Consider the following 23,199-nt stretch of genomic DNA (forward strand, 5'->3'; position numbering starts at 1 on the left):
CCCACTATCCGACCATAACCGGATGTCTCACCATGGTCACCTGACCACCCGGCCGGAGGCGTCGTACAACCTCCGACCGGGTGTCAGGTTGTAGGGGTTATTCGGCCAGGCCGTCCCAGGGGCGGTGCTCGGGTGCGGCGGCCAGCCCTTCGGGGCAGTGGCGCCGGAAGTCGCACCAGCCGCAGATCGGGCCGGGGCTGGGGGCGAACATCGTGTCCAGCTCGGACGACACCGCCGGAGGCCCGACGTGCGGCCGCTCCCTGGAACCGCTCGCCGCCTCCGGGACGGTCCCGCCGCTCTTGCCATCGGCCGTCTCAGCGGACGCGGCACGGGAGGAGCGGGCGCGTACGGGGCCCGGTGCGCCCATCACCTCGCGGTAGCGTTCGTCGGCGGTGGCGGCCTCGACCGCGACCTCCTCCGCCCGCCCCAGGTGACGGCCGAGGGACTCGTCCGTGTGGCGCCATTCGACGATCTCGCCGGTCGGCAGGTGGTGCAGCTCGACCGAGTGACACGGCGTGCGCATCATCCTGGAGGCCGCGATCGCGTAGATGGCCAGCGCGAGCGAGGACCGCGCGTCGTCCTGGGTGAGGGGCCGCCGCCCGGTCTTGTAGTCGACCACGACCAACTCGTCGCCCCGCCGGTCGAGCCGGTCGATGCGGCCGGACACGGCGATGACCTTGGTGCGCGTGGCCACCGTACGCTCGACGCCGACCGGATCATCCGACGGATCCAGTGTGCCGACATATCCGGATACGAGGTCGCGGGCGCGCCCGAGCCACTGCGCCGACTGGTCGGCGTCCCTGAACCCCTCGGTGATCCACCCGTTGCTCAGCAGGATGGCCGCCGTCAGCGGCGTCCGCCGCTCATAGGGCTCGCGCCACCAGGCCGCCAGCGCGTTGTGCACGCTGGCTCCGACGCTGTTGTGCGCCCACCCCGGCCCCTTGGACGGCTGCGGCCGGTCGAGGTAGGTGAACCGGTAGCGGCGGCGGCAGTCGAGCCAGGCGTTCAGCCGCGACGGCGTACACGAATAGAGCCGTCGCGGCATCCCTTCCAGCGGCAGCTGGTCATACACCCCGGTCGTCATCCGGATCGAGCCTGATCCCGGCGGCCTTCGTGCCGTCCGTCAGCGGGCCCTCGTCCGCGTCGTCCGACTCGCTGATGCGCCACTCGCCGAAGTGCGGCTCCAGGTCGCCGACCGTCACCTCGTCGCCGTGCGCGGCCAGCACCCGCGTCTCGGGAGGCAGCGTGAACAGCCGCGCCCCGATCGCGTTGAGCTGGAAGTTGAGGTCGGGGTATTCGCCGCCGATCTTGCCGGGCCCGTCGGCCTGCAGCGTCTCACCGCTGAACACCACCCCGAGCGCCTCGCAGTAGAGCGAGACCCCGCCGGGCGTGACGCCTGGCGTATCCATGACGTCGAGCCGGACGTCGGCCACCTCGAAGATGCCGTCGTCCTCCATGTCGATGTCGGGCCAGGTCTGCGACCAGGTCTCCCGCCAGAGCGGCTTGTCCTTGGGGTGGAGGGCGATCACCGCCTCGTCCCTGCTGGCCACCTCGATGGCCGCGCCGACGTGGTCAGGCAGACCGTGGGTGCAGATCACGGCGAGCACCTCTCGCTCGCCGACCTTCTCCAGGATCTTGTCGGCGTCACGCGCCGGGTCGATCACGATCACCTCTTCGTCGTCGCCGACGATCCAGATGTTGTTCTCGACCTTGTGCTCGGTGCCGTCGACGTCGACGACACCCTCGCTCACCACTCGCTCGATACGCGCTGTCACGCCTCCGCACTCTAGTCCGTCTGAGTGACAGAGCGAATCGCGTTGACCGTGCCGCGGTCGAGAGGCGTCCGTACGGACTACTCCAACCTCGGCGAGAAAGCGCCGAAAGGCAGGTCCAGCTCAAGGTCACGCAGGTCGTGCAGGCTCAGCTCGGCCAGCGCGATGAGGCACCCGGCCTCGGCGGGCCAGGCGATCGTCCACAGCCAGTTTCCCATCGCCTCGCCGGCGTAGACGGCCCGATCGGCGCCCGCGCCCACGCACCACAGCGCGGTCGGATGCCCGAGCACCACGATCTTCGCGTTCGGCGGCCCGGAGTCGAACCCCTCACCGGGATCGGGCCCGTCCAGCCCCGCGAACGCGGCCCCCAGCCCGACACCGGGCTCCTCCGCGATGACCAGCAGGTCGGCGGGCCCCCGCGTCAGCGAAGGGCCGCACAGCGCGACCACGCTGGCCCGGCCCCCCGTACGCTCGTCGCCCGCCTCCGCGAACCCGGTGACGAGCCAGCCGGGCGGCAAGGGCCATGGCAGCCAGACGGGCACCATCGAGCTCTTCCGCATCGTCTCGACCGCCCTGGCGGTCGGGGGCCAAGGTGGCTGGTAGGGCAGGACATCACCGTGCGCGTCACATCGCCAGGCGCTCGACCACGCACTTGGCCCGTGAAGTGAACCAAAACACCGTGGGCAGGTTGGAACCGCTCTCACAGCTACTCACGCTGCGTCCTCGGGCACCACCCCGTCAAGGCCGCATGCTGTTGTCCAGCCGTAATCTTGACCATGTGCGCGTAAATTGCGTGGGCGCCATCATCGGCGACGCCTCGGGCCGGCTCCTGCTGATCAAGCGCGGTCACCCGCCGGGCGCGGGCCTGTGGTCGATCCCGGGCGGGCGGGTGGAGGCCGCCGAGACGGACGCCGCCGCCCTGCGCCGCGAGGTCCTGGAGGAGACCGGTCTGGTCGTCACGGTCGGCCCTCTCGTGGGCACCGTGGACCGTCCGGGGCCGGGCGGCGTGACGTACGAGATCCGCGACTACCGCGCCACGGTCACGGACGGCACGCTCGCGGCGGGCGACGACGCCGCCGACGCCCGCTGGTGCTCACGGGAGGACCTGGTACGGCTACCGCTCACGGACGGCCTGCTGGAGGCGCTGACGTCCTGGGACGCGCTGCCGGGACAGGCGTCCAGAGCCGATCCATCGGCATGACGTAGAGCCGGTCGTCGTGGCGGAACGACTGCTGGCCGAGATTGAGCAGCACTCCCGCGACGAAGCTCGACCCGAGCCGCTCCCTGAGCAGTCGCAACCCCTGGAAATCCTTCTCCTCGATCGACGACTTGGCCTTCACCTCCACGCCGACGACTGATCCCTCCTGCGACTCGATGACGAGATCGACCTCCCGCTGATCCCGCGTGCGGAAGTGGCTGAACTCGACCAGTTCCTCCGACCAGCCCGCCTGCTTCATCAACTCGTTCACGGCGAAGGTCTCCACGACTCGGCCGAACTCAGTGAGGGTGGCAGGATCGCGCCGGTCCAGCTTCCTGCGCGTGATGCCCAGGAGGTGCGCGGCCAAGCCGCTGTCGATCAGGTGGATCTTCGGTGACCGGGCGACCTTGCTGGCGAGCGTACGGCCGAACGCCTCCAGTCGGTGGGTGAGGAAGACCGCTTCGAGCAGGGCGACATAGTCACCCACGAGCCGTTGTTCAAGCCCGACGGCTGCAGCGATGTCTGCCATGTTCACGGTGCTGGAGGTACGGGCGGCCAACTGGCGCAGGATGACGGGCAGCACGTGGCGCTGCCGTACCTTGCGGATCTCCAGCACGTCCCGCTCGATCACCATCGAGAGGAAGTCGCGGAACCAGGATCCGCGTTCGCTTTCCGGCATACCCAAGGCGACCGGGAAACCACCGGCGAGCATCGCGGCCTCGTACTCGGCGCGCGACGTACGCGACGGCACAGACGTCAGGAGGCTCTCCGGATCGGTGAGCACGGCATCCAAGAAGGTCTCCCGATGACCGCTGAGCTCGCCTTGGGACAGCGGCCAGATGGTCATGACATGCGCGCGACCCGTCAACGCCTGCCCGAGACGGGGTAGCGCGCTATAGCGCGTGGAGCCCGTGAGGATGAACCGGCCCGGTCGCAAGTCGCGGTTGAGCTCAGCCTTGATCGCCGAAAGGATCTCGGGCACATGCTGGAACTCGTCGATGCATACCGGTTCGAGCGGGATGGTCGCGAAATGACCTGGGTCGGCGTCCGCGGCACGCCTGACCGAGACGTCGTCGAGATCGATGACCGGGACGTCTTGCAGGCGCGCGCAGGCGATCAGCAGCGTGCTCTTTCCGACGGTGCGCGGCCCTGTCAGTACGACGACGGGCCGACTGGCAAGCCGCCGACAGATCACCTCCTTCAGATGTCTTTCTACGAGGGCGTCCGGATCCATCGATCTACCCTCCCGACCTGGTACAACTCTGGATTGTCCCTTGTTTTATATCAGGATCGTCCCCACTTTTATGCGCGATCTGTCCCCGGTTTTATGCGGGATCTGTCCCCTGCCCCGTCAGCCGCGCAGTTCCTCTCGGTGGTCGTTCCCGCGCAGACTGGCCAGTGCCACGGCGCTGACGACGCAGGCCGCCACAACGTAGTAGGCCGGGATGTCGACGTCCTTGGTCGTCTTGATCAGCTCGGTGATGATCAGCCCCGCCGACCCGGAGAAGACCGCGTTCGACAGCGAATATGCCAGCCCCAACCCCGTGTAGCGGACCGTGGTCGGGAACATCTCCGCCAGCATCGCGGGCCCCGGCCCCGCCATCAGGCCGACCGCCACCCCGGCCACCAGGACGGCCAGCCCCTTGGCCCAGCTGGGAGCACCGGGGTCCTGGAGCAGGTTCAGCAGGGGGAAGGCGAGCACGATGACCGAGATCGCCCCCGCCAGCATGACCGGCCGTCTGCCGACCCGGTCGCTCAGCATGCCCGCCGGGATGATCGCCAGCGCGAAGCCCAGGTTGGCCAGCACCGTGGCGATCAGCGCCTGCTGGAAGGTGGCGTTCAGCGTGGTCTGAAGGTAGGAGGGCATGACGACCAGGAACGTGTACCCGGCGGCCGACCAGCCCATGAGCCGCCCGATACCCAGCACGATCGCCTTGGTCACCTCACCGGCCCTCGGCTTCGTGAGCGGTCCCGCGGTACGCGCCCGCTCGAACGACGGCGTCTCCTCAAGCCGCAGCCGCAGCCAGAGCGCCACGAGACCGAGCGGGAGGGCCAGCAGGAACGGCACCCGCCATCCCCAGTCCGCCAAGTCGTGCTCCGATAGCGCGGTCGCGAGCACGGCCGCCGCGCCTGCTCCCCCGAGCAGCCCCAGCGCCACGGTGAACGACTGCCACGACCCGTACAGCCCACGCCTGCCACGCGGCGCGAATTCCGTCATGACCGAAACCGCGCCCCCGAACTCCCCGCCGGCCGACAGCCCTTGCACGATCCGGACGAGCGTCAGCAGCCACGGGGCCGCCGCGCCGATCGTGGCGTAAGTCGGGAGTACGCCGATGAGCGTCGTGGCGCCAGACATGAGCAGGACGACCAGGATGAGCAGGGGTTTACGGCCGATCCGGTCACCGAGCCGGCCGAAGAGCGCGGCGCCGAGCGGGCGGAAGAAGAACGCCAGGGCGAAGGAGGCGTACGTCTTGACCAGCGCTTCCATGTCGCTCGCGCCGTCGGGGGTGAAGAAGTTGGCGGCGATGATGGTGGCGAAATAGCCGTAGACGCCGAACTCATACCACTCGATGAAGTTGCCGACCGAGCCGGCGATCAGGGCCCGGCGGGAGCGGGCGGGGTCTGTGTGCTGGGGGTCGGGGGCCGTCGCCGTCATGTGGTGCCCTTTCGGCTGTCCGGTATGACGACAAGCTTCATAGATGCCCACGAGTGTGTCAATTACCTTCAGGAGGCCGCCTAAGCGGTTGCGATCAGGACGTTCGGGGCGACAGGCTGCCCGGATGATCGAATTGCAGGAGCTGTCGGCCGATGACTGGGCCCTCTGGCGAGAGCTCAGGCTCGTCGCGCTGGAGGAGGCGCCGTACGCGTTCGGAGTCCCGCTCTCGGACTGGCAGGGCGACGGCGACCGGGAGGAGCGGTGGCGGGACCGCCTGGGCATTCCCGGCTCGCGGAACCTGATCGCCCTGCTCGACGGCAAGCCCGCGGGGATGGCCAGCGGTATCCCGGGCGAGCGGGACGGCGTGACCGAACTGATCTCGATGTGGGTCGTTCCGGAGGCGCGGGGGCGTGGGGTCGGCGATCACCTGATACGCGCCGTGGCGGCGTGGGCCGTGGAGGTGGGGGCCGAGGTGCTGGAGCTGGCGGTCGCGCCGGGCAACGAGAAGGCGATCGCACTATATCGGCGGCACGGGTTCGAGGACACTTCGCAGCTCGGTGACGAGCTGCCGAACGGGCTGCGGGAGCTGGTTATGGCGAAGAAGCTGGCCGTCTGAGGCGGCGCTGACGACTGAACAGCTCCAGCCCCTCTCCACGCCGAGTGCCGAAAGCGCGCTCGCTTCGACACTCGGCGCGGAGACTGTTACCGCTGCGGTAGGTCCGCCGTCGTGGCGCGGTATCGGGCTGTCTCCGGCTCAGTGCTCCACCGCTCGAAACCGGCCTTTTCCAGCACTCGGATCGAGGGCGGGTTCGACAGCTCCACATTGGCGTACACGGTGTGCACACCTGGTGCGGTGAGGGCGTGCGCCGTCATGGCCCGGGTGGCCTCGGGGGCGTAGCCGCGGCCGCGCCGGGAGGCCACGATGCCGTACCCGAGCTCAAGGGTGCCGTCGCTGGGCGGCCAGAACAGGCCGATCGAGCCGACCACAAGACCGCTTTCGCGCTCGATGACCTGCCGGTGGCCGTACTCACCCAGCCACGCGGGATGCTCGGCGAAGAGGCCGACGATGACGCCGTCGCCCTCGGCGGGGAAGTCCTCTGCCCAGTGCGCCTGCCGGGTGCCGTCAAGGACGGCGGCGGCCTCGCCGTCGGTCCATGCCCGCAGGATGAGGCGGGCAGTGGTCAGATCGGAGTGGGTCGGTGAAGGGGAAGATGACACGTGTGACTCCTGGTCGTTTTCGTACGACCCGGACCGCGCTAGCTTCGCGCGGGCCGGACAAGGGCATGCTGATGAGAGCTGTTCGCAGCCATATTCATCAACCTCCCTCGTCACACGGCGATCACGCGCCTCTCGCGCTGGCGTGATGCTATCGACGGGTCGACGGGCCGGGCAAATCGTTGTTTCGCCAGAATTCGTCCGCTCACGATGTCGAACCGGGTCGCTCGGCCTCGACGTCCCTGACATATGGAGGCCGTGATGAGCTTTCGCTCTCCATATGTGCTCCTCGTCCTCATAGACGTCGCGAAGGGAGACTTCGATGTCTGAACTGCGTACCTGGCTCACCGGCCTCGGACTGCTGGAGGCGCCGCGTTGGCACGACGGCCGCCTGTACTTCTCCGACTGGACCGCGCACGAGGTGATCGCGCTGGACCTCGACGGCAAGCATGAGGTCGTGGCCCGGGTGGAGTCGATACCCCTCTGCACGGCCTGGCAGCCTGACGGGCGGCTGGTGATCGTCGACTCGGCGCGGGCCCTGCTGCTGCGCATGGAACCCGACGGTTCACTGGTGACCCACGCCGACCTGAGCGGCATCGGGCAGGGCTGGAACGACATCGTCATCGACGGCCGCGGCAACATCTACGTCGACCGCGCGGGCTTCGACATGCTCAGCGGTGCACAGTTCGCTCCCGGGGCGGTCACACACGTCGGTCCCGACGGCTTGGCACGTGACGTGGCCGACGGCATCTCCTTCCCCAATGGGCTGGCCGTGACGCCGGACAACTCAACGCTGATCGTCGCCGACTCGTACGGCAAAAGGCTCATGGGGTACGACATCGGACCCGACGGCAGCCTCGCGAACGGCCGGGTGTGGGCCGACCTCGGAGACGGCGTCCCCGACGGGATCTGCGTCGACGCCGAGCACGCCGTCTGGTACGCCGACGTGCCCAACCGGCAGTGCGTACGCGTCCGCGAAGGCGGAGAGAAGGTGCGGACCATCCAGCTCGACCGCGGCGCCTTCGCCTGCGAACTCGGCGGCGCGAACCGCTCGACGCTCTTCATCGTGGCCGCGGAGTGGCGCGGCATGCCCGAGATGGTGCCGCCCGGAACCGGCCAAGTCCTGTCCACCGAGGTCGAGGTCCCCGGTGCCGGCTGGCCGTAAAGCAGGGTCCGGTGCTGGTCGGCCGTAGTGCAGTACGCACAGCGTTGGATCGCCGCGCACGCCCTCAGTTACCTGCCTTGCCGCCGGAACAGGGCGGCAAGTAGGAAGGGAACGCCGAAGACGGGCGCGTCGGGCGCCTGCTCCTCCATGAGCCGCAACTCGACCTCGGTGTAGTCCGAGAAGATCCAGCGCAGCGCCTCAGGCGCATAGGCCAGCCCGCCGTGCAGCCGACCCTGGCGATAGAACTCCTCGTCCGGCAGCTCGGACCCCATGACGCCGGCGGCGAAACAGGTGAGGCCAAGATGACCGCCGGGGGCGAGCAGACGGTCCAGCAGGCTCAGATAACTCACCCGGCGATGCGGCGGCAGATGGTGAAGGCAGCCGGAGTCATAGACCAGGTCATAGTGCCCGGGCGGCAGGTCGACGGAGAAGATGTCGCCGCAGTGGAAGCGGACCTCGACGCCCGCCTCACGGGCCCGCTCCTGCCCCCAGGTCACGGCGGCCGGAGAAAGATCGACGGCGTCCACCTCGAACCCGAGCGAGGCGAGGTGAACGGCGTTGCGCCCTGGCCCGCAGCCGAGGTCCAGGGCTCGGCCGGGGGTGAGCAGGCCGCGATCGAGGTAGGACACCAGGCTCTCGTCCGGCTTGTCGACGAAGAAGGGGATGGGCGTGGAGCGGTCGGAGTAGAACTCGTCCCACCAGGAGGAGGCGTTCGGCGTCCATCGGTCGGCGTCCGCGGCGAAAAGGCGGTCCAACATGGACAGCACGTCTTCCACGGTGCGGATATCGCGGTTCACTCACGGCCTCCTCAGACCCCGGCCGCCCACGCGACCGGGTCCTTGAATTTTAGCCGCGACAGGCCACGTTTGCCCACGTCAGCAGCCGTTTTCGAGATCATCCAGAAGGGCCTCAAAGGGCGGCAGAGCGACGTGGGGAACTCGCCGCGCCTCTCCCTTGGAGAGGGCTGTCCGTGCCCGGCGACGACCGCGTCAGGGGCGCCCATCGGGCTTCTGAGCGTCACCCCAAGCCTCGTTCTACGGCACCGGTCGAATTTCTTTCCAACAGACCGCAGGCGCGGTGTCCTTACCGGTCGCACGCGGTGTCCAAGGCATACCTCAGGGGAGAAGTCCGTGCTTCGCGGCGATGGCCTCGGTAGTGGTGGCGTCGGGGATTTCCAGGCCCAAGTGGGCGAAGGTTGTGGTCAAGACGGTGGCGAGTTCGTCGGCGACCAGGGTGCGGTGACGAAGCCGCTGCGGCGGCGGCCGGCACACTCCCGAGTGCGGCATCGGGCGGCGGGGGGAAGGGCGCACGGTCCGCCCTTCCCCCGCGCTCGTAGGAGCCGGCAGTTCCAGTGACGCCCGTGCGGTTCCGGTGATCAGGTGGCTTTGCCGCGGGCGATGTAGAGGTTCATGTCGGTGAAGTCGACGGTGATGTTGTAGGGCTTCCAGAAGCAGTGGGAAAACCAGCCCATCGTGTCGAACCCTGTCCCGAAGGGGAAGGGCACGTTGACCTGCTGGTTGGGGTTGGTGTAGCAGTAGACCTCCTTGGCGGTGGCAATGCCGAGGCGGATCTCCTTGGGATAGCTGGGGTAGACGACGGCCGGGTGGCTGCTGCCGAAGGTGCCGATCTCGCGGTCGTAGTCGCTGCGGACCCCCAACTGCTCGGCTGTCGGCCCGCGCAGGCCCGCGGCGATCTCGCTGGTTCCGCCTAGGTTCACGCCCACCACTCCTGTGCGGGAGCCGGTGGCGCCGGTGAAGCTGCCCGTGCTGTGCAGGTATTGCTCGCGGGCCAGCCACAGCGGCAGCGGCTGGGTGGCCGCCGCTCGTGCCTTCCTGGCCGCCTCGGGGGTTCTGCGGCGCAGGATCAGTTGCCGGCCCGCGTAGTCGAAGGTGGTCAGCAGGTGGTAGAAGACCCACGTGCCGATCAGACCATCGCTGTCGGTGCCGACATCTTCGCCCGACTCCGTCGACGACCAGCCCACCGGGACGTTGCGCAGCTCGATGCCGCCCAGCTTGATGGAGTCCAGTATCCCGTAGTACGCCCAGATGACGCTGTCCTCGTAGTCGATCTTCTGACTGGCCACAGGGCTCAGCCCGGCCTCCTTGGCCACCGACGCGCGCAGGCTCAGGTTCGGGGCGCCGGTGTAGAACATGAAGCGCTTGGTCGGTCCTCCGTTGACCGAGGCCTCCACCAGCGGAATCGGGTCCATCTGCTTGATCGGCAGCTGTGCGAGGTCGCCGTGGATCTGATACCCCTCGCCGTGGACTGCCGCGAACCACTTGGCGTAGCTGTCTTCGCCGGCCGCTTGCCAGCATGGTGCGGACAGGGCGAACTTGTCCTGCCGGATATAGCAGTCGCCCAGGTAGGCGTTGGTCTCCTTGTCGTCGGGCGCCAGGGTGAGGGCCATCTTGAGGTACTTCTCGGCGTCGGGGAACCGGTTGGCCAGCAGGCCGACATAGCCGCGCTGGCGGGCCGCGTGCAGGTTCTTGGGGTCCTTCTTGAGGATCTCCTCGTACGCGCGGCCGGCCTGCTCGAACTTGCCGGCTTTGAACAGCGCGTCCGCGTCACCGCTGCCGGCTAACGCCGTGGCCGCCCCGCCCAGCAGCGGTGCGGCCGCTGCGGCACCGGCCAGCACGGCGGCGCCCCGAAACAGCGAACGCCGGTCCCATTTCCCGTCATCAGCCACGCCTGCTCCTTTTCGTGATCACCTTCGCCATGACTTTCTGTCCGACGGACGGGCACAACAGCTCCGGCCGCTTCGTCTCGCCCTGCTTGATGAGGGCGACACCGGTGGTGCCGGGGCCACCCAGGCCATACAGCGTCCGTCCCGATGCGGGCGGTCGGATCGCCTCGCAGCGCGCTCCGTAACTCGCCCGCCGGGCCGACCCCGTCCACTGTCGGCCAGCCGTGTCCCCGCCTCGTCCGCGCCGTGTCATGGTCGTGTCACGGCCGGGACCGACGGTGGCAGCCGTCGACAAACCGAGACATGCGGCAGACAACGCGCGCACATTCGGCACCAATGGCAGTTCGTGATGAGCTGGGGAGATGTACCCGGCCTGGGACAAGGTCGGCGACGACCTGGACGGCGATGAGGGCAGAATCGTCATCGCCGAGGGCCCCGGTCCGTGTGTGGGCACCCGACCTGGACGATCTCATTCGCATCGCCCGGTCGAGCGGAGCAGCTCCGACGGCGCAGCAAGCTTGACCCGGCGCACGTGGCTGAACGCGCCGGTCTCAGCCAGTCCGCGGCCTCCCAGTAACTCTCCGTGCTGCGCCGCGGTGGCTCCCCGTCAAGGCCCGAAGGTCTCCGGCTCGCCGTAAACCGCCCCAGTGCCGCCCCGTACTTCGCCGCCGGCGGCGGCCTCGATGCCGTCGAGCAGCCAGGCGAGACCCAGTGTGAAGGCCGAGTCCCAGTCGTCGCCCGCCACCATCGGGCCGTGCTCCGCGAGGCTCGGGTAACTGTCCCTGCTGGTGCGCAAGTGTTCGCGAGCGGCCTGCCGGATGTCCGGGTCGGCGTTCGTCTGCCAGGTCGCCTGCATCAGGGCGGAGCCGACGATGTAGTTGGACAGGCCGTACGCCGCAGCGGTGAGGGATGGCCCGCCGACCCCCGCCTTGATCAGCGTGGCGTACAAGAACTCGCTGCGTGCCAACACGTTGGGGCCTAGCATCGGCCGGCCCAGCAGCACGGCCGACCAGGGATGCTTCAGCAGGACGGAACGCCACCGGCCGGCCAGTGTGGTGACGGCGGCCCTCCAGTCCGCGTCCTCTTCGGGGATCTCGACTTCCCCAAAGATCATGTCGAGGGTCAGATCCAGGACGTCTTCCTTGGTCTTGACGTGCCAGTAGAGGGTGGTGGAGCCGGTGCCGAGGCGCTGGGCGAGCCTGCGCATGGTCAGCCGGTCGACGCCTTCCCCGTCCAGCAGGGCCATGGCCTCGGCGGCGATGCGCTCCCGGGTGAGCGGTGGCCCTTCGCGGCCCGCCCGCGTGGCCGGCCGCAGCCACACGCCTCCGGCCGCTCCCTTGGTCGTTGGTCCCGCCTTGCTCATGTCCACGGACGCAAGTCTAATATTACTGGATCATTGATCCTGTTCCTCGACCAATGATCGAGTACCCTGAGGAGGCGCGACCGTGGCGGGACATGTGGAGGTGGACGGGCTGACCTACGTGCTGCCCGACGGGCGGCTGCTCCTGCACGAGGTCTCGTTCCGTGTCGGTGACGGGGCCAAGGCCGGTCTCGTCGGGCCCAACGGCGCGGGCAAAACCACGCTGCTGCGCCTGATCGCCGGTGACCTCCAGCCGGAGGCCGGTCGCGTGGTCTCCTCGGGCGGCCTGGGGGTGATGCGGCAGTTCATCGGCAGCATCCGCGATGACCGTACGGTGCACGACCTGCTGTTGTCCGTCGCGCCGGAGCGGATCCGCGCCGGGGCGGCGGCTCTGGCGCGGGCGGAAGCGGCGATGGCCGCGCACGACGACGAGGCGGTCCAACTCGCCTACGCACAGGCCGCCGCGGACTACGCCGAACTCGGCGGCTACGACATGGAGGTCGTCTGGGACGTCTGCGTCACCGAGTCCATGGGCCTGACCTACGACGCGATCCGCTACCGTCCGGTGACCACCCTGTCGGGCGGAGAGCAGAAACGCCTGGTTCTGGAGGCCCTGCTACGGGGCCCCGACGAGGTCCTGCTGCTGGACGAGCCCGACAACTACCTCGACGTGGCCGGCAAGCAGTGGCTGGAGAGTCGGTTGCGGGCCGCGTCCAAGACCGTGCTGCTGGTCTCCCACGACCGCCAGCTCCTGGCCAACGCCGCCGACCGGATCGTCACTGTGGAGGACCGCGGCGTCTGGGCGCACGGTGGCGGGTTCGCCACGTACGCCAAGGCCCGCGAGGAGCGCGTCAACCGACTGGAGGAGCGGCGCCGCCGCTGGAACGAAGAGCACTCCAGGCTGCGGCAGATGGTCAACACTCTGCGGCAGACCGCGGCCAACAACGACGCGCTGGCCTCGTCCTACCGGGCCGCCCGCACCCGGCTGGTCCGCTTCGAGGAGGCCGGCCCGCCGCAGCGCCCGCCCAAGCGGCAGAACGTGCGGATACGGCTACGCGGCGGCCGTACCGGCAAACGCGCCGTCATCTGCGCGGACCTGGAGATCACCGGCCTGACTCGGCCGTTCGGCACCGAGATCTGGTACGGCGAACGCGTCGGCGTGCTCGGCTCCAACGGCACGGGCAAGTCCCACTTCCTGCGGATACTGGAACAGGCCGCGGACGGCGCGGTGCCCGCGATGAGCCACAGCGGTACGGTGCGGCTGGGCGCGCGGGTGGTGCCCGGCCGGTTCGTGCAGACCCACGCCCGTCCGGACCTGCACGGCCGCACCCCGATCGAGCTGATCATGAGCGACCACCCCCTCATCCTGAACGAGTCGATGGCGGCGCTGGCCCGCTATGAGCTCGCTCCCGCCGCGAACCAGAGATTCGAGACTCTCTCCGGCGGCCAGCAGGCCCGGCTGCAGATCCTGTTGCTGGAGCTGTCCGGCGCCACCCTGCTGTTGCTGGACGAGCCCACCGACAACCTCGACCTGGCGAGCGCGGAGGCCCTACAGCAGGGACTCGATAATTTTTCCGGCACGGTGCTGGCGGTCACCCACGACCGGTGGTTCGCCGCCGACTTCGACCGGTTCCTCATATTCGGCGCCGACGGCACGATCCAGGAGAGCGACGAGCCCGTCTGGCACGAAGGCCGCGGCTCCGACCATGACCCCATGTGAAGACCCAGTGCTCACCCCTCAGCGCGGCCCGCACCCGCAAAGCCCCCCGCGCCCGAGGAATGAAGATGAACGGCTCATCACGCTGTGGCCACTGCACCGCCAGCGCCACCCCGAGCCGAGACAGGTCCCAAGTCAGTCGCACTAAGTGAATGAATCTTTCCTCTTCGTAATCGAAGTGCCGCATAAAGGACCCTTTCGACGAACCGAAGCTTCACAGATCGCGCGTTGATCACATTGGGCGAATATCGCGTTGATCCTCTTTCGGGAGAGCCCTGACCCGCCATCGCGGATCGCGGCCCTACCCATTCCGCCGATCCCTGTCGTTGTGGCAGGTCCCACATCAGCCACGCCCGATTGAGAACTGCTCGCACTCTCGGCCAATACCGCAAAGAGTGCAATTCCGACGGGATTTGGCGACCCTTGCTGGCACCCTGCCGATGCCATAGTGCCTTTGGCATGCAACTTCTGGCAAGATGCCACTAGATAGATTCTGAGTTGCTGGAGTCCACCCGGTGCGGGACTCTCATCAGGTTCGGGATATGCGCTCTGAGTGTCGAGGTGACGTACGGTATGACCGCCGGCAGTAGCCCCACCGTGAGACGCCGACGCCTTGCAAGCGAGCTTCGCCGCCTTCGCAAAGAGTCCGGGATAACCGCGGAAACAGTCGCCGAGCGACTTGAATTCGATCAGTCATGGGTAAGTCGCATCGAATCGGGACGCCGAGGAATCCGCGCCAACGATCTTCGTGCGCTTCTCGACGTGTACGACGTCCACGGGCCCGCCCGCGAGGAACTCCTCCTGCTGGCTCGTCAAGCCCGCCAGCGAGGATGGTGGCACTCCTATGGCGACGTCATTCCGGAGTGGTTCCAAGTCTTCGTTGGCCTGGAGGCGGAGGCATCAGAGCTGCGGAGCTACGACCCAGAACTGGTACCCGGTTTGCTTCAAACGCCCGACTACTACCGGGCCTACCTCAGCGTCGCCCCCCTGTCGGAAAGCACAGAGGAGATCGATCGCAAGATCGAGTTCCGCCAAGCCCGGCAGGACCGGGTCACGGGGAGCGACCCATTGCAGCTATGGGCGATCATGAACGAGGCCGCCATTCGCCGCCTGATCGGCAGCCACGAAACCATGAAGGAGCAGGTTAGCCACCTGATCACGATGTCGCGCAGAGCCAACGTCACCATCCAGATACTGCCCTTCTCTGCTGGGCCGCATCCCGCGATGGACGGCGGCTTTGTGGTCATGGGATTCCCACAGGCACCAGATCCCGACGTGATCTATTTGGAGAGCCAGGTCGGTAGCCTCTATCTAGAAGAACCATCCGCCGTAGACCGGTATAACCTGGTCTTTAACCACCTGCGAGCCAAGGCGTTCGACCCAGATCGAAGCCGCAGCCTACTCGCATCGGCGTTGAAGGAAGTGTGATGATCACTAACCCGGATGGCGCGGAGATGGGGTTGGAAGCTGAGCTTGCGCGTGCGTCATGGCGCAAGAGCAGTCGCAGCAACAACGGCGGCAACTGCGTGGAGATAGCCGTAGTTTCGGCAAGTACAGGGCCGAAAGTGGGGAGCCGCTTGTTCGCGGTCCGAGACTCCAAGGACCCGAATGGCCCCGCGCTGATCTTCACCCCAGGCGAGTGGGACGCCTTCGTGTCGGGGGTTAAAGACGGCGAGTTCGACGCGACCAACGAGAGCTAAAAGCGCCTCCGGCGTGCCCCCTCTCATCGGGATGGGGGCCGTCAAGCTGTTGCCTCATCCTTGGCGATATCGGTCGCCCAGACTGGAATCCTGTTAAATGCGCTCAACTGCATGGCGTCCTCTTCTCGCTCGGCACTCGACTCGCGAGGCCGCCTGCCCAGCGTCGAAACAATCACGTTCCTCTGCCTGATCGCTTGAGCGATGCGGGTTCCGTCCCGGCGAAGCGGGGCGCGGGCGGAGCCCGCGCTGGGAAGGCGTCCGAGCGGAGCGAGGTCCTCCAGGGGCCGGGGCTCCGGCCCGGCTGGGAGGAAGCGCCTGAGGCCTTACGCGCGGAGCGCCCATGGCGAAGCCCGTTGTGCGCCGGAGGCGCCCCCAGAAGAGCGTCCGGAGCGTAGCGGAGGCCCTTTGGCTCTCAGCGGTCAGACGAGAGGGAAGACGTCCACAGGATCATGTGATCGGCGTTGTAGGTCGTCGAACGGCCCAATGCCACCACCTCCGATCCCATCACCGTCACCGCCGCCAGCCACTGCATCCCCGGCCCCGCCAGCCGTCCCTTCGTCAGGTCCACTCGGTTCCACGTCAAACCATCCTCAGACAGCCAGACCGCGCTGTCCCCCTCCCCCGGCGTGCCGTGCCAGCCGACCGCCACCAGCCCCTGGTCGGCCGCCGCGAGGTCGTACACGGCCGCCGCCTGGTCGGCAGGCAGCCAGGCCGTACGCCAGGTCGTACCGTCGTCTTCCGAGACCGCGGCGAAGGCGCGGCGCGAGCCGGGTGTCTGGGCCGTTCCGATGGCGACGAGCTTGTCCTGGTAGGCCACCACCTCCCGCAGTCCGGCGGAGCCGGCCTCCGGTGGCGAGACGCGGTCGCGGGACTTCCAGTTGACGCCGTCCTCCGAGAACCAGACCACGGCGCTCTCCCGGTCGCCGGTGCCCGAGCCGCCTATGGCGACATATCCGGATTGTGTGGCGGCCACGTCGTACACGCGCACACCGGAGCCCCCCTGCGGCAGCTTCTTCGACCGGGTGAACTTGCGCAGGTCCGGCGTGAACCAGAGCGCGGCGCCCGGTATACCGGCCGCGTTCCGGTCCTCGCCGGCGAGCACATAGCCCGACTCGCCGGCGGCCACGACGTGGAGGGCCAGGTACGGATGGTCCTGGGTACGGGCCAGGTCACCGGAGGCCGTCACCTTCTTCCAGGTGCGGCCGTCCTCGGAGGACACCAGGAGCGGGTCGGTGACCGACGTGTCCGCCTGGGTGCTGCCGACGGCCAGCCAGCCGCGGCGGCCGTGGGCGACGTCGTCGAGGGTCTGCTGGTTCGTCCCGCCGAGGCTCATGGAGGTCCAGGATTGCCAGTTCAGGCTGGTCCAGATGCCGGCGTCGCCGGAGGCCGAGCCGACCGCGACGTAGCGGCCGTCGAAACCGGCCAGGCGGTTGGTCTGGCGGGCGATCCGTGACAGGCCGTCGACGCCGGCCAGCCGTACGCGCGTCGCGTCGCCGCGCGGGGGCGCGGTCATGAGGACGAGCTGGTTCTCGACGTCCGCCGTGGCCTGGTCGCCGCCCGCGAACAGGGTGCCCGAGTCGGAGATCGTGAAGCCGCGCAGCGTGGCGCCCGGCAGGTTGGCGAGGTCGGTCCGCTTGGCCCAGCCGCGCCCGTCGGCGCTGGTCAGGATGGAGTACTTGCCGAGGTCCGCCTGGCTGACCGCGGCGATCCCCGACGGGTAGCTGATCAGCGAGTCGATGCCGGGGCTCGTACCACTCAGGCCGCGGATCGAGCCGCACTGCGCCCACTGCGCGCCGGTCGGTGAACAGTAGACACGTACGTCGCCGGTGATCGTTCGCTGCCTGGTGGGGACGAGGACGAACTGCTTGGGCAGTACGGCCAGCGACGACCCGGTCCGCGCCTCGGGCAACTGGAACCCGGTGGCCTGGTAGGTGGCGCCGCCGTCGCTCGACCGGACGACCCTTGAGCCGTCGCCCGGAGCGGACTCGGCGATGGCCACGACGGTGTTCCCCTTGGCCACGACCGCCTTGAGCTCGCGTACGTCCAGCCCGCCCGTGTTCACGCGCTCCCATGCGCGCCCGTCCGGCGACTGCCAGGCCGCGGGTCCCGTCGCGCCGCCGGTGAGCGTCGTACGGCCGACCGCCACGAACCCCGACGACGTCCTGGCGATACCGGAGATCAGGTCACCGGTCCTGAACGCGGACAGACCGCTCTGCTCCACAGCCGCCCAGGTGAACCCGTCGGTGCTCGTCCAGAGGCCGCGCTCGGCGCCCACCCCGTCGCCGCCGCTGGCCAGCCAGCGCCCGTCGCCGCCCACGACCCGCTGGACCGTCGCGGTGGTCGACCCGTTGACCTGGCCGAGCTGCCACGTCTTCCCGCTGTCCGGTGAGAACAGGAACAGCGGCCGCGGCGTCGGACTCGTCGTGTCGCTGCCGACGGCCACGACCGCACGGCCCACCGAGGTCATGTCGTTGAGCTTCTGATCGGAGCCGTCACCGGCCGACGGCACCGTGAACAGCTCGTCGCCCGAACGTTCCGTGCCCTCGGACAGCGCCAGTCCGGGCTTGTCGGAGGAGCGCCACTGCCACACGAGCACGCCGCCCGCCACGAGCAGTACCAGCGCCAGGAGTATGGCCGTCGGCACGGCCAGGCTGCGCCTGCGTACCGGACTCGACCGGCGGACCGCCGACGGGGCGGGGCCGCGGTGGTGCCTGCCGCTGGAGCCGCCGGGACGCGGCGGGCCCGACGCGACGAGGCGGTCCGGTCTGGTGGGGCGGCCGGCGGGCGGGCGTCCGACGCGCCGCACCTCGGGCTCGTCATCCTCGGGTTCGTCATCCTCGCGTTCGTCGTCCGGGACGTCCGGCGTGCTGTACGGGGCCTCGTGCTGGGGCTGATCCTCGTCCTGCGGCTGGTCCTCTGTCTCGAACCAGGAGCGGGGTGTGACGTCAGGGGGCTCATCCCCGGTCCGGGGCTCGGGCTCAGTCCGGGGTGGGCCGCCGGCCACGAGCTTGTCGGGGTGGTTCACGACCCGGCGGCGGCGCGGCTCCGTCTCGGGTTCCGCGGTCGGGGAGCTGTACGGCCGGCGCCCCTTCGGCGGGTCCGGAGGCTCGTCTCCAGGGACGGGGGAGGAGAACGGCGGCATACCCCACGGTGAGGCCGCAGGCAGGCCACGAGCCCGATCATCGGTGGGGCCCGGTGGAGAGTGCCGGATCCGGGGCTCGTTGGCGGCATGGGGGTCGGCGGCTTCCTCGGGCCGCGGGTCGTCATCACCCGGCGGTCGCCGTGGCGGGTCGCTGGGGCCGGAGGCCACGCGTCGCACCTCCTAGTACGTACTGATCGAACTGAGCGAACGACCCGGTAGAGAGAGGTATGCCGAATCGTTCCAGGGCAGCCTGTCCACGTTTATGCGCTTATTTCGTTTTTTATGTCACTGCGGCGTGAAATATCGCACATGAGTGCTAGTTACCCTGTCTCGCCGAGATGATCACCTCCGGAATCCTCGCCCACCCACTGGATCCAGAGCAACACGACTGAGCCCGAATGGCGAGACCTCTCTAGCGAGATTCCTGGCACCAGCTAGCTATTTATCCCGAAAGATCGCTAACTGACCGTTTTTTCGCCAGGTACAGCACCCCAACCGTGTACGCCCCCAACTGCACCACGGTCCCCACCAGCGCCTGCCAGGGCACGTCCCCCTGCTGCAGCGCCTTGTCCAGATGCCCGGCGGCCGCGCTGATCCCGAACGCCAGCATGTTGTTCGCCACGTGCAGGGCGATCGGGGCCTCCAGCCCTCCGGTCCGCACCGCCAGCCACGCCATGAGGGCACCGAAGCTGAAGACGTCGATGAGCCCGATCCACGAGTACCCGTGCAGGGACGCGAACAGCGCCGAACCCAGCACGATCCCCCATATCGGGCTCCGCAGATGGGCGCCGAACGCCTGCATGACCCAGCCGCGGAAGATGTACTCCTCGGTGGCGGCCTGGAACGGCACGAGCAGCACGATCGCGATCAGCGCGGGAAGGAACGCGCTCCACCCGGCCCAGCCGAACAGGTCCGTAACCGGTTCCCTGGTCACCGTCATCATGGCGACCTGGGCCACCTGCCCCAGCGCCAGAGATATGACCGCCACACCCAGGCAGCGCAGCAGCCATCCCCACCGCAACCGCCCAGCGACCGAGGAGAGCGACCCGGGCCGGCGCCGCTGGATGAGCGCGACCGTACCGAACACCGCCGGGAGCACGGCCGCGATCGAGAGCAGCAGCACCACCAGCGAGAACACCGGATCACTGAACAACTCCCCGGCCGTCAGCGAGGAGCTGATGCCGAGGATCCTCGCCACCACCATGCCGACGCCTATGACCACCGCACCGACGACGAAGAACGCGACGCCCACCAGGATCGTCCCGACGATCTCCCGCCAGACACCGCGGTCACCCACTCGGGCCAGGTAGTCGTACCGCGCGCCCCTGGGCATCGGCCGGAACCACGGCTCTCGCACGGGCATGGGCGGCGGCTGGTAAGGGTAGGCCGGCCGGCCCGGCGGCTGCGTCCCGTACGGAAGCTGGGGTCCAGGATTTTCCTGCATCTCTACATTCTGTCTGGGAGATGAGCATTAGTTCACAGACGATCCGTTAGTTTGAGCGGATGCTCGGTGGAGTAAGCATTTCGACCCTGGGAGCAGTTCATGTCAAGGCTGGGACCTGTCATCACCCTGACAGCGGGCGCCGCGCTCGCCGTCGGGCTGGGTGTCGCCAGCATCACCGCGACACCGGCGGCGAACACAACGGCTGCCGCCACCTCCAACGAACCCCCCGCGACCGAGACCGCCGCCGCGGCTGAACCTTCGGCGGAACCCGCCGCCACCGCCGCCACCATTACCCCCGAACCCACCGAAACCGCCGAAGCCGCCCCGAAGACCATCGACAAAGCGGACTACGGAGGCTACGTACGCGGCAACGGCGGCTTGATCGCCATCTCCACCCGCGACGGCAAAACCATCGGCTACTTCTGTGACGGCAAGTCCGAGGCCTGGTTCAAGGGCAACGAGAAAGACGGAAAGATCACCCTGAAGGGCTTCGGCGCCGCGGCCGTCGGCGGAACGCTCGGCGGTGGCAAGGCCACCGGCTGGCTGAAGATCGGCGGCAAGAAGTGGACCTTCGCCGCCAACACCGTCGTCAAGCCCTCCGGCCTCTATCGGGCGACCGCCCAGGTAAGGGGCGCCAAGCTACGAGCCGGCTGGATCGTACTGAAGCGCCCGCAAGGCGGCTTCACGCAGGTCGGTGCCGCGTTCGCGGACGAGAAGCAGCTGCAGATCCCGCAGCTGAACGCCTACCAGCCGACCAAGCCGGTGCCGCTCGACGACGACACCACCCTCTACCCGAAGGACGTCGACGGCTTCATTCAGGAGATGCAATGAGCGTCACCTCGCACCGGCCGACCAGCTTCCACCCCCTGTCAGTCCCGCTGCTGATCGGCGGAATGGTGGCGATCGCCCTCGGCGTCTTCGGGCGCATCCACGCCCCCACCGGCTTCGCGGTCGGCCCCGCCGGCTTCTCCGCCGCGCTGCCGATGAAGGCGTGGCTGACGACGGGCGCGTTCGTGCTCGCCGCCGTCCAGGTCATCTCCGCCCTGTCGATGTGGGGCAAGCTCGGGGTCTCCATTCCGCCGGCCGTACATCGCTGGTCGGGCCGGCTGGCCTTCCTGCTGACCATCCCCGTCGCCTTCCACTGCCTGTACGCCCTGGGGCTGCAGTACGACGTGCCCAGGGTGCTCGCGCACTCGCTGCTCGGCTGCTTCTTCTACGGGTTGTTCACGGCCAAGATGCTGGCCCTGCCGAAGCGGGGCACACCAGGCTGGACGCTGCCCGTGATCGGCGGGCTCGCGTTCACCGCGCTGGTCGGGCTCTGGCTCACGTCGTCGTTCTGGTTCTTCACCACGATCGGCTTCAAGGTCTGACGGCTTCAAGGCCTTGACGGCTTCAAGGCCTTGAAGCCGTCAGACCTTGACGGCTTGAAGGCCTTGACGGTCATGACGCTGGACGGCTTCAGGGCCGTCCGGACGGCTCTAGCTCTCCGGGCTGAACGTCTTCGTACGGCTCAGCCCGGCAGCCCGCCCCTTGGCCACCACGACGAGCGCCATCTTGCGCGAGGCCTCGTCGATCATCTCGTCCCCCAGCATGACCGCGCCGCGCTTCTCCACGGTCGTGTAGTAGTCGTACGCCTCCAGGATGAGCTCGGCATGGTCGTAGTCCTCCTGCGTCGGCGAGAACACCTCATTGGCCGCCTCCACCTGCGACGGATGGAGCACCCACTTCCCGTCGAACCCGAGCGCCGCGGCCCGCCTGGCCACCCGCTTGAACCCCTCGACGTCCCTGATCTGCAGGTACGGCCCATCGACCACCTGCAGATCGTGCATCCGCGCGGCCATCAGCAGGCGCATCAGGATGTAGTGGTACGCATCGCCCTCGGTATAACCCGGCGGCTGCTCCCCCACGACCATCGTGCGCATGTTCACCGACGCCATGAAGTCGGCCGGCCCGAACACCAGCGCCTCCAGCCGCCTGGACGCCCCCGCGATGGCGTCCACGTTGACCAGCCCGCGCGCGTTCTCGATCTGCGCCTCGATCCCGATCCGCCCGACCCCCAGCCCCATCGTCTTCTCGATCTGGGTGAGCAGCGTGTCGAGCCAGACGACCTCGGTCGAGTCCTGCACCTTGGGCAGGATCAGGCAGTCGAGGTTGTCCCCCGCACCCTCCACCACCTCGATCACGTCACGGTAGGTCCACTGCGTCGACAGATCATTCACGCGTACGACCCGCGTCTTCCCCGTCCAGTCCCCCTCCCGCAACGCGGTCACGACGTTCTTACGAGCCTCATCCTTGACCAGGGGCGCAACCGAATCCTCCAGATCGAGGAACACCTCGTCGACCGGCAGCGTCTGGGCCTTTTCGAGGAACCTCGGGTTACTACCGGGGACGGCGAGAACAGATCGACGTGAGCGCATGCGCACACGCTAGCCCCCTCGCCCCCACCCTTTCGCACCCCCCACTCACCGCGCCCCCACCCGTTACCCACTTACCGGCTTGACCGTCTGATGCCCGCCCCTCAACAAAGGACTTCGCGGGTGGGCGCTTCGCGCTTCGGGGCAGGCGTTACTTCCAGTCGGGCCAAGCCCCGACCCCTGCAGGCCCTCGCTCCGCTCGGACGCCATATTGGCGGGCTCCACCCGCGCACGCTCCGGAGCGCGCCGTGTCCCCGGAAAGGCGGCATGCGCGTGCAGCGGGTGGACGAACCCGAAGCCGTGTCCAGTGGAGGTCGTATAGGGACTTCTGCTGCGGCATGGCGCAAGTGGCGATGGCACTCTGTCGCCAAGAGGCTCCCCGTTACGGCCGACCGGGAAATCAACACGCTCCGAGAAGGAGGCGCCTAGACTGCGGGTATGACCGCTGAGCCGCTGCATGGGATCGGGGATGACCCTGCGGAGATCTTGCGTCTCCTGCCGGAGAGGTGGCACGAGCAGTTCCTCAGCGACTATCACACCGCCTTGGACGCAGCCCACGAGGTGTGGCGCTTCAAGCAGCTTCAAGAGCTTTTGCATGTCTGGCGGTTGCATGCGATCGCGGTCTCCAACCCTGATTTCGACCACGCCGAACGGGCGGTGCGTGAGGGACGGACCGATGAGTTCGTTTCGATGGACATGGCGTTCCCGGGCTGGGCCGACCGTCGGTGAACTA

22 protein-coding genes are annotated in these 23,199 nt (G+C 68.3%); 9 read left to right on the plus strand and 13 right to left on the minus strand.

Annotation, left to right across the window (positions count from 1 at the left end):
- Positions 1-97: 97 nt before the first annotated feature.
- The 3 genes from AB0J16_RS44845 to AB0J16_RS44855 form a co-directional block, all read right to left on the minus strand.
- Entirely contained in the window at positions 98-1,084 is a 987-nt protein-coding gene (locus AB0J16_RS44845) for a PD-(D/E)XK nuclease family protein (RefSeq protein WP_358551601.1), read from the minus strand.
- On the minus strand, positions 1,065-1,775 hold the full coding sequence (locus AB0J16_RS44850) for an MBL fold metallo-hydrolase (protein ID WP_358551603.1): 711 nt from the start codon (positions 1,773-1,775) through the stop codon (positions 1,065-1,067). The genes AB0J16_RS44845 and AB0J16_RS44850 overlap by 20 nt, the downstream gene beginning before the upstream one ends.
- 77 nt (positions 1,776-1,852) lie before the next feature.
- On the minus strand, positions 1,853-2,476 hold the full coding sequence (locus AB0J16_RS44855) for a DUF6758 family protein (RefSeq protein WP_358551605.1): 624 nt from the start codon (positions 2,474-2,476) through the stop codon (positions 1,853-1,855).
- Positions 2,477-2,550: 74 nt separating this feature from the next.
- On the opposite strand from AB0J16_RS44855, the gene AB0J16_RS44860 reads away from it, so the two are divergent.
- The gene (locus AB0J16_RS44860) at positions 2,551-2,973 is read left to right on the plus strand and encodes an NUDIX domain-containing protein (RefSeq protein WP_358551607.1); all 423 of its coding nucleotides are present in this window, start codon (positions 2,551-2,553) and stop codon (positions 2,971-2,973) included.
- Here the strand turns inward: AB0J16_RS44860 and AB0J16_RS44865 are convergent.
- A complete protein-coding gene (locus tag AB0J16_RS44865; RefSeq protein WP_358551609.1) occupies positions 2,894-4,204 on the minus strand; it encodes an ATP-binding protein in 1,311 nt (436 codons plus the stop codon). The two genes, AB0J16_RS44860 and AB0J16_RS44865, sit on opposite strands and share 80 nt — an antisense overlap.
- Before the next feature lie 117 nt (positions 4,205-4,321).
- Positions 4,322-5,626, minus strand: coding sequence for an MFS transporter (locus AB0J16_RS44870; protein WP_358551611.1), 1,305 nt, complete (start codon positions 5,624-5,626; stop codon positions 4,322-4,324).
- Between the two features lie 124 nt (positions 5,627-5,750).
- Here AB0J16_RS44870 and AB0J16_RS44875 point away from each other — a divergent pair, with 124 nt between their 5' ends.
- Positions 5,751-6,242 (plus strand): GNAT family N-acetyltransferase, encoded by a 492-nt coding sequence (locus tag AB0J16_RS44875; RefSeq protein ID WP_358551613.1) that lies wholly within the window; start codon positions 5,751-5,753, stop codon positions 6,240-6,242.
- A gap of 86 nt (positions 6,243-6,328) precedes the next feature.
- On the opposite strand, the gene AB0J16_RS44880 is transcribed toward AB0J16_RS44875, so the two are convergent.
- Positions 6,329-6,844 (minus strand): GNAT family N-acetyltransferase, encoded by a 516-nt coding sequence (locus AB0J16_RS44880; protein ID WP_358551615.1) that lies wholly within the window; start codon positions 6,842-6,844, stop codon positions 6,329-6,331.
- 319 nt (positions 6,845-7,163) lie between these two features.
- Between AB0J16_RS44880 and AB0J16_RS44885 the strand changes: the two genes are divergently transcribed.
- The gene (locus AB0J16_RS44885; protein WP_358551617.1) at positions 7,164-8,006 is read left to right on the plus strand and encodes an SMP-30/gluconolactonase/LRE family protein; all 843 of its coding nucleotides are present in this window, start codon (positions 7,164-7,166) and stop codon (positions 8,004-8,006) included.
- 68 nt (positions 8,007-8,074) lie between these two features.
- Here AB0J16_RS44885 and AB0J16_RS44890 read toward each other — a convergent pair whose 3' ends face one another.
- The 4 genes from AB0J16_RS44890 to AB0J16_RS44905 form a co-directional block, all read right to left on the minus strand.
- Entirely contained in the window at positions 8,075-8,803 is a 729-nt protein-coding gene (locus tag AB0J16_RS44890) for a class I SAM-dependent methyltransferase (RefSeq protein ID WP_358551619.1), read from the minus strand.
- Positions 8,804-9,121: 318 nt separating this feature from the next.
- Complete coding sequence (locus tag AB0J16_RS44895; protein WP_358551621.1) at positions 9,122-9,316, minus strand: hypothetical protein; 195 nt, start codon at positions 9,314-9,316, stop codon at positions 9,122-9,124.
- 65 nt (positions 9,317-9,381) lie between these two features.
- A complete protein-coding gene (locus AB0J16_RS44900; RefSeq protein ID WP_358551623.1) occupies positions 9,382-10,692 on the minus strand; it encodes an aspartyl protease family protein in 1,311 nt (436 codons plus the stop codon).
- A 604-nt stretch (positions 10,693-11,296) separates the two neighbouring features.
- Positions 11,297-12,052, minus strand: coding sequence for a TetR/AcrR family transcriptional regulator (locus tag AB0J16_RS44905; protein ID WP_358551735.1), 756 nt, complete (start codon positions 12,050-12,052; stop codon positions 11,297-11,299).
- Between the two features lie 82 nt (positions 12,053-12,134).
- Between AB0J16_RS44905 and AB0J16_RS44910 the strand changes: the two genes are divergently transcribed.
- The 3 genes from AB0J16_RS44910 (at position 12,135) to AB0J16_RS44920 (ending at position 15,466) form a co-directional block, all read left to right on the plus strand.
- Positions 12,135-13,769 (plus strand): ATP-binding cassette domain-containing protein, encoded by a 1,635-nt coding sequence (locus AB0J16_RS44910; protein WP_358551625.1) that lies wholly within the window; start codon positions 12,135-12,137, stop codon positions 13,767-13,769.
- Positions 13,770-14,339: 570 nt separating this feature from the next.
- The gene (locus tag AB0J16_RS44915; protein WP_358551627.1) at positions 14,340-15,194 is read left to right on the plus strand and encodes a helix-turn-helix transcriptional regulator; all 855 of its coding nucleotides are present in this window, start codon (positions 14,340-14,342) and stop codon (positions 15,192-15,194) included.
- Positions 15,194-15,466, plus strand: coding sequence for a DUF397 domain-containing protein (locus tag AB0J16_RS44920; protein ID WP_358551629.1), 273 nt, complete (start codon positions 15,194-15,196; stop codon positions 15,464-15,466). Before AB0J16_RS44915 ends, AB0J16_RS44920 begins: the two co-directional genes overlap by 1 nt.
- 412 nt (positions 15,467-15,878) lie before the next feature.
- Here the strand turns inward: AB0J16_RS44920 and AB0J16_RS44925 are convergent, their stop codons facing one another.
- Positions 15,879-18,776, minus strand: coding sequence for a hypothetical protein (locus AB0J16_RS44925; protein ID WP_358551631.1), 2,898 nt, complete (start codon positions 18,774-18,776; stop codon positions 15,879-15,881).
- Between the two features lie 274 nt (positions 18,777-19,050).
- Positions 19,051-20,052: a CPBP family intramembrane glutamic endopeptidase gene (locus AB0J16_RS44930; RefSeq protein ID WP_358551633.1), complete on the minus strand. Its 1,002-nt coding sequence runs from the start codon at positions 20,050-20,052 to the stop codon at positions 19,051-19,053.
- A 99-nt stretch (positions 20,053-20,151) separates the two neighbouring features.
- On the opposite strand from AB0J16_RS44930, the gene AB0J16_RS44935 reads away from it, so the two are divergent.
- A complete protein-coding gene (locus AB0J16_RS44935) occupies positions 20,152-20,883 on the plus strand; it encodes a hypothetical protein (protein WP_358551635.1) in 732 nt (243 codons plus the stop codon).
- Positions 20,880-21,422: a DUF6529 family protein gene (locus AB0J16_RS44940; RefSeq protein ID WP_358551637.1), complete on the plus strand. Its 543-nt coding sequence runs from the start codon at positions 20,880-20,882 to the stop codon at positions 21,420-21,422. Before AB0J16_RS44935 ends, AB0J16_RS44940 begins: the two co-directional genes overlap by 4 nt.
- A gap of 108 nt (positions 21,423-21,530) precedes the next feature.
- Here AB0J16_RS44940 and AB0J16_RS44945 read toward each other — a convergent pair whose 3' ends face one another.
- Positions 21,531-22,469: a CoA ester lyase gene (locus tag AB0J16_RS44945; RefSeq protein WP_357944315.1), complete on the minus strand. Its 939-nt coding sequence runs from the start codon at positions 22,467-22,469 to the stop codon at positions 21,531-21,533.
- A 435-nt stretch (positions 22,470-22,904) separates the two neighbouring features.
- On the opposite strand from AB0J16_RS44945, the gene AB0J16_RS44950 reads away from it, so the two are divergent.
- The gene (locus AB0J16_RS44950; RefSeq protein WP_358551639.1) at positions 22,905-23,195 is read left to right on the plus strand and encodes a DUF6247 family protein; all 291 of its coding nucleotides are present in this window, start codon (positions 22,905-22,907) and stop codon (positions 23,193-23,195) included.
- The last annotated feature ends 4 nt before the right edge of the window (positions 23,196-23,199 follow it).

Origin of the sequence: Nonomuraea sp. NPDC049750, assembly GCF_040659625.1 — a bacterium.
Lineage (GTDB): Bacteria > Actinomycetota > Actinomycetes > Streptosporangiales > Streptosporangiaceae > Nonomuraea.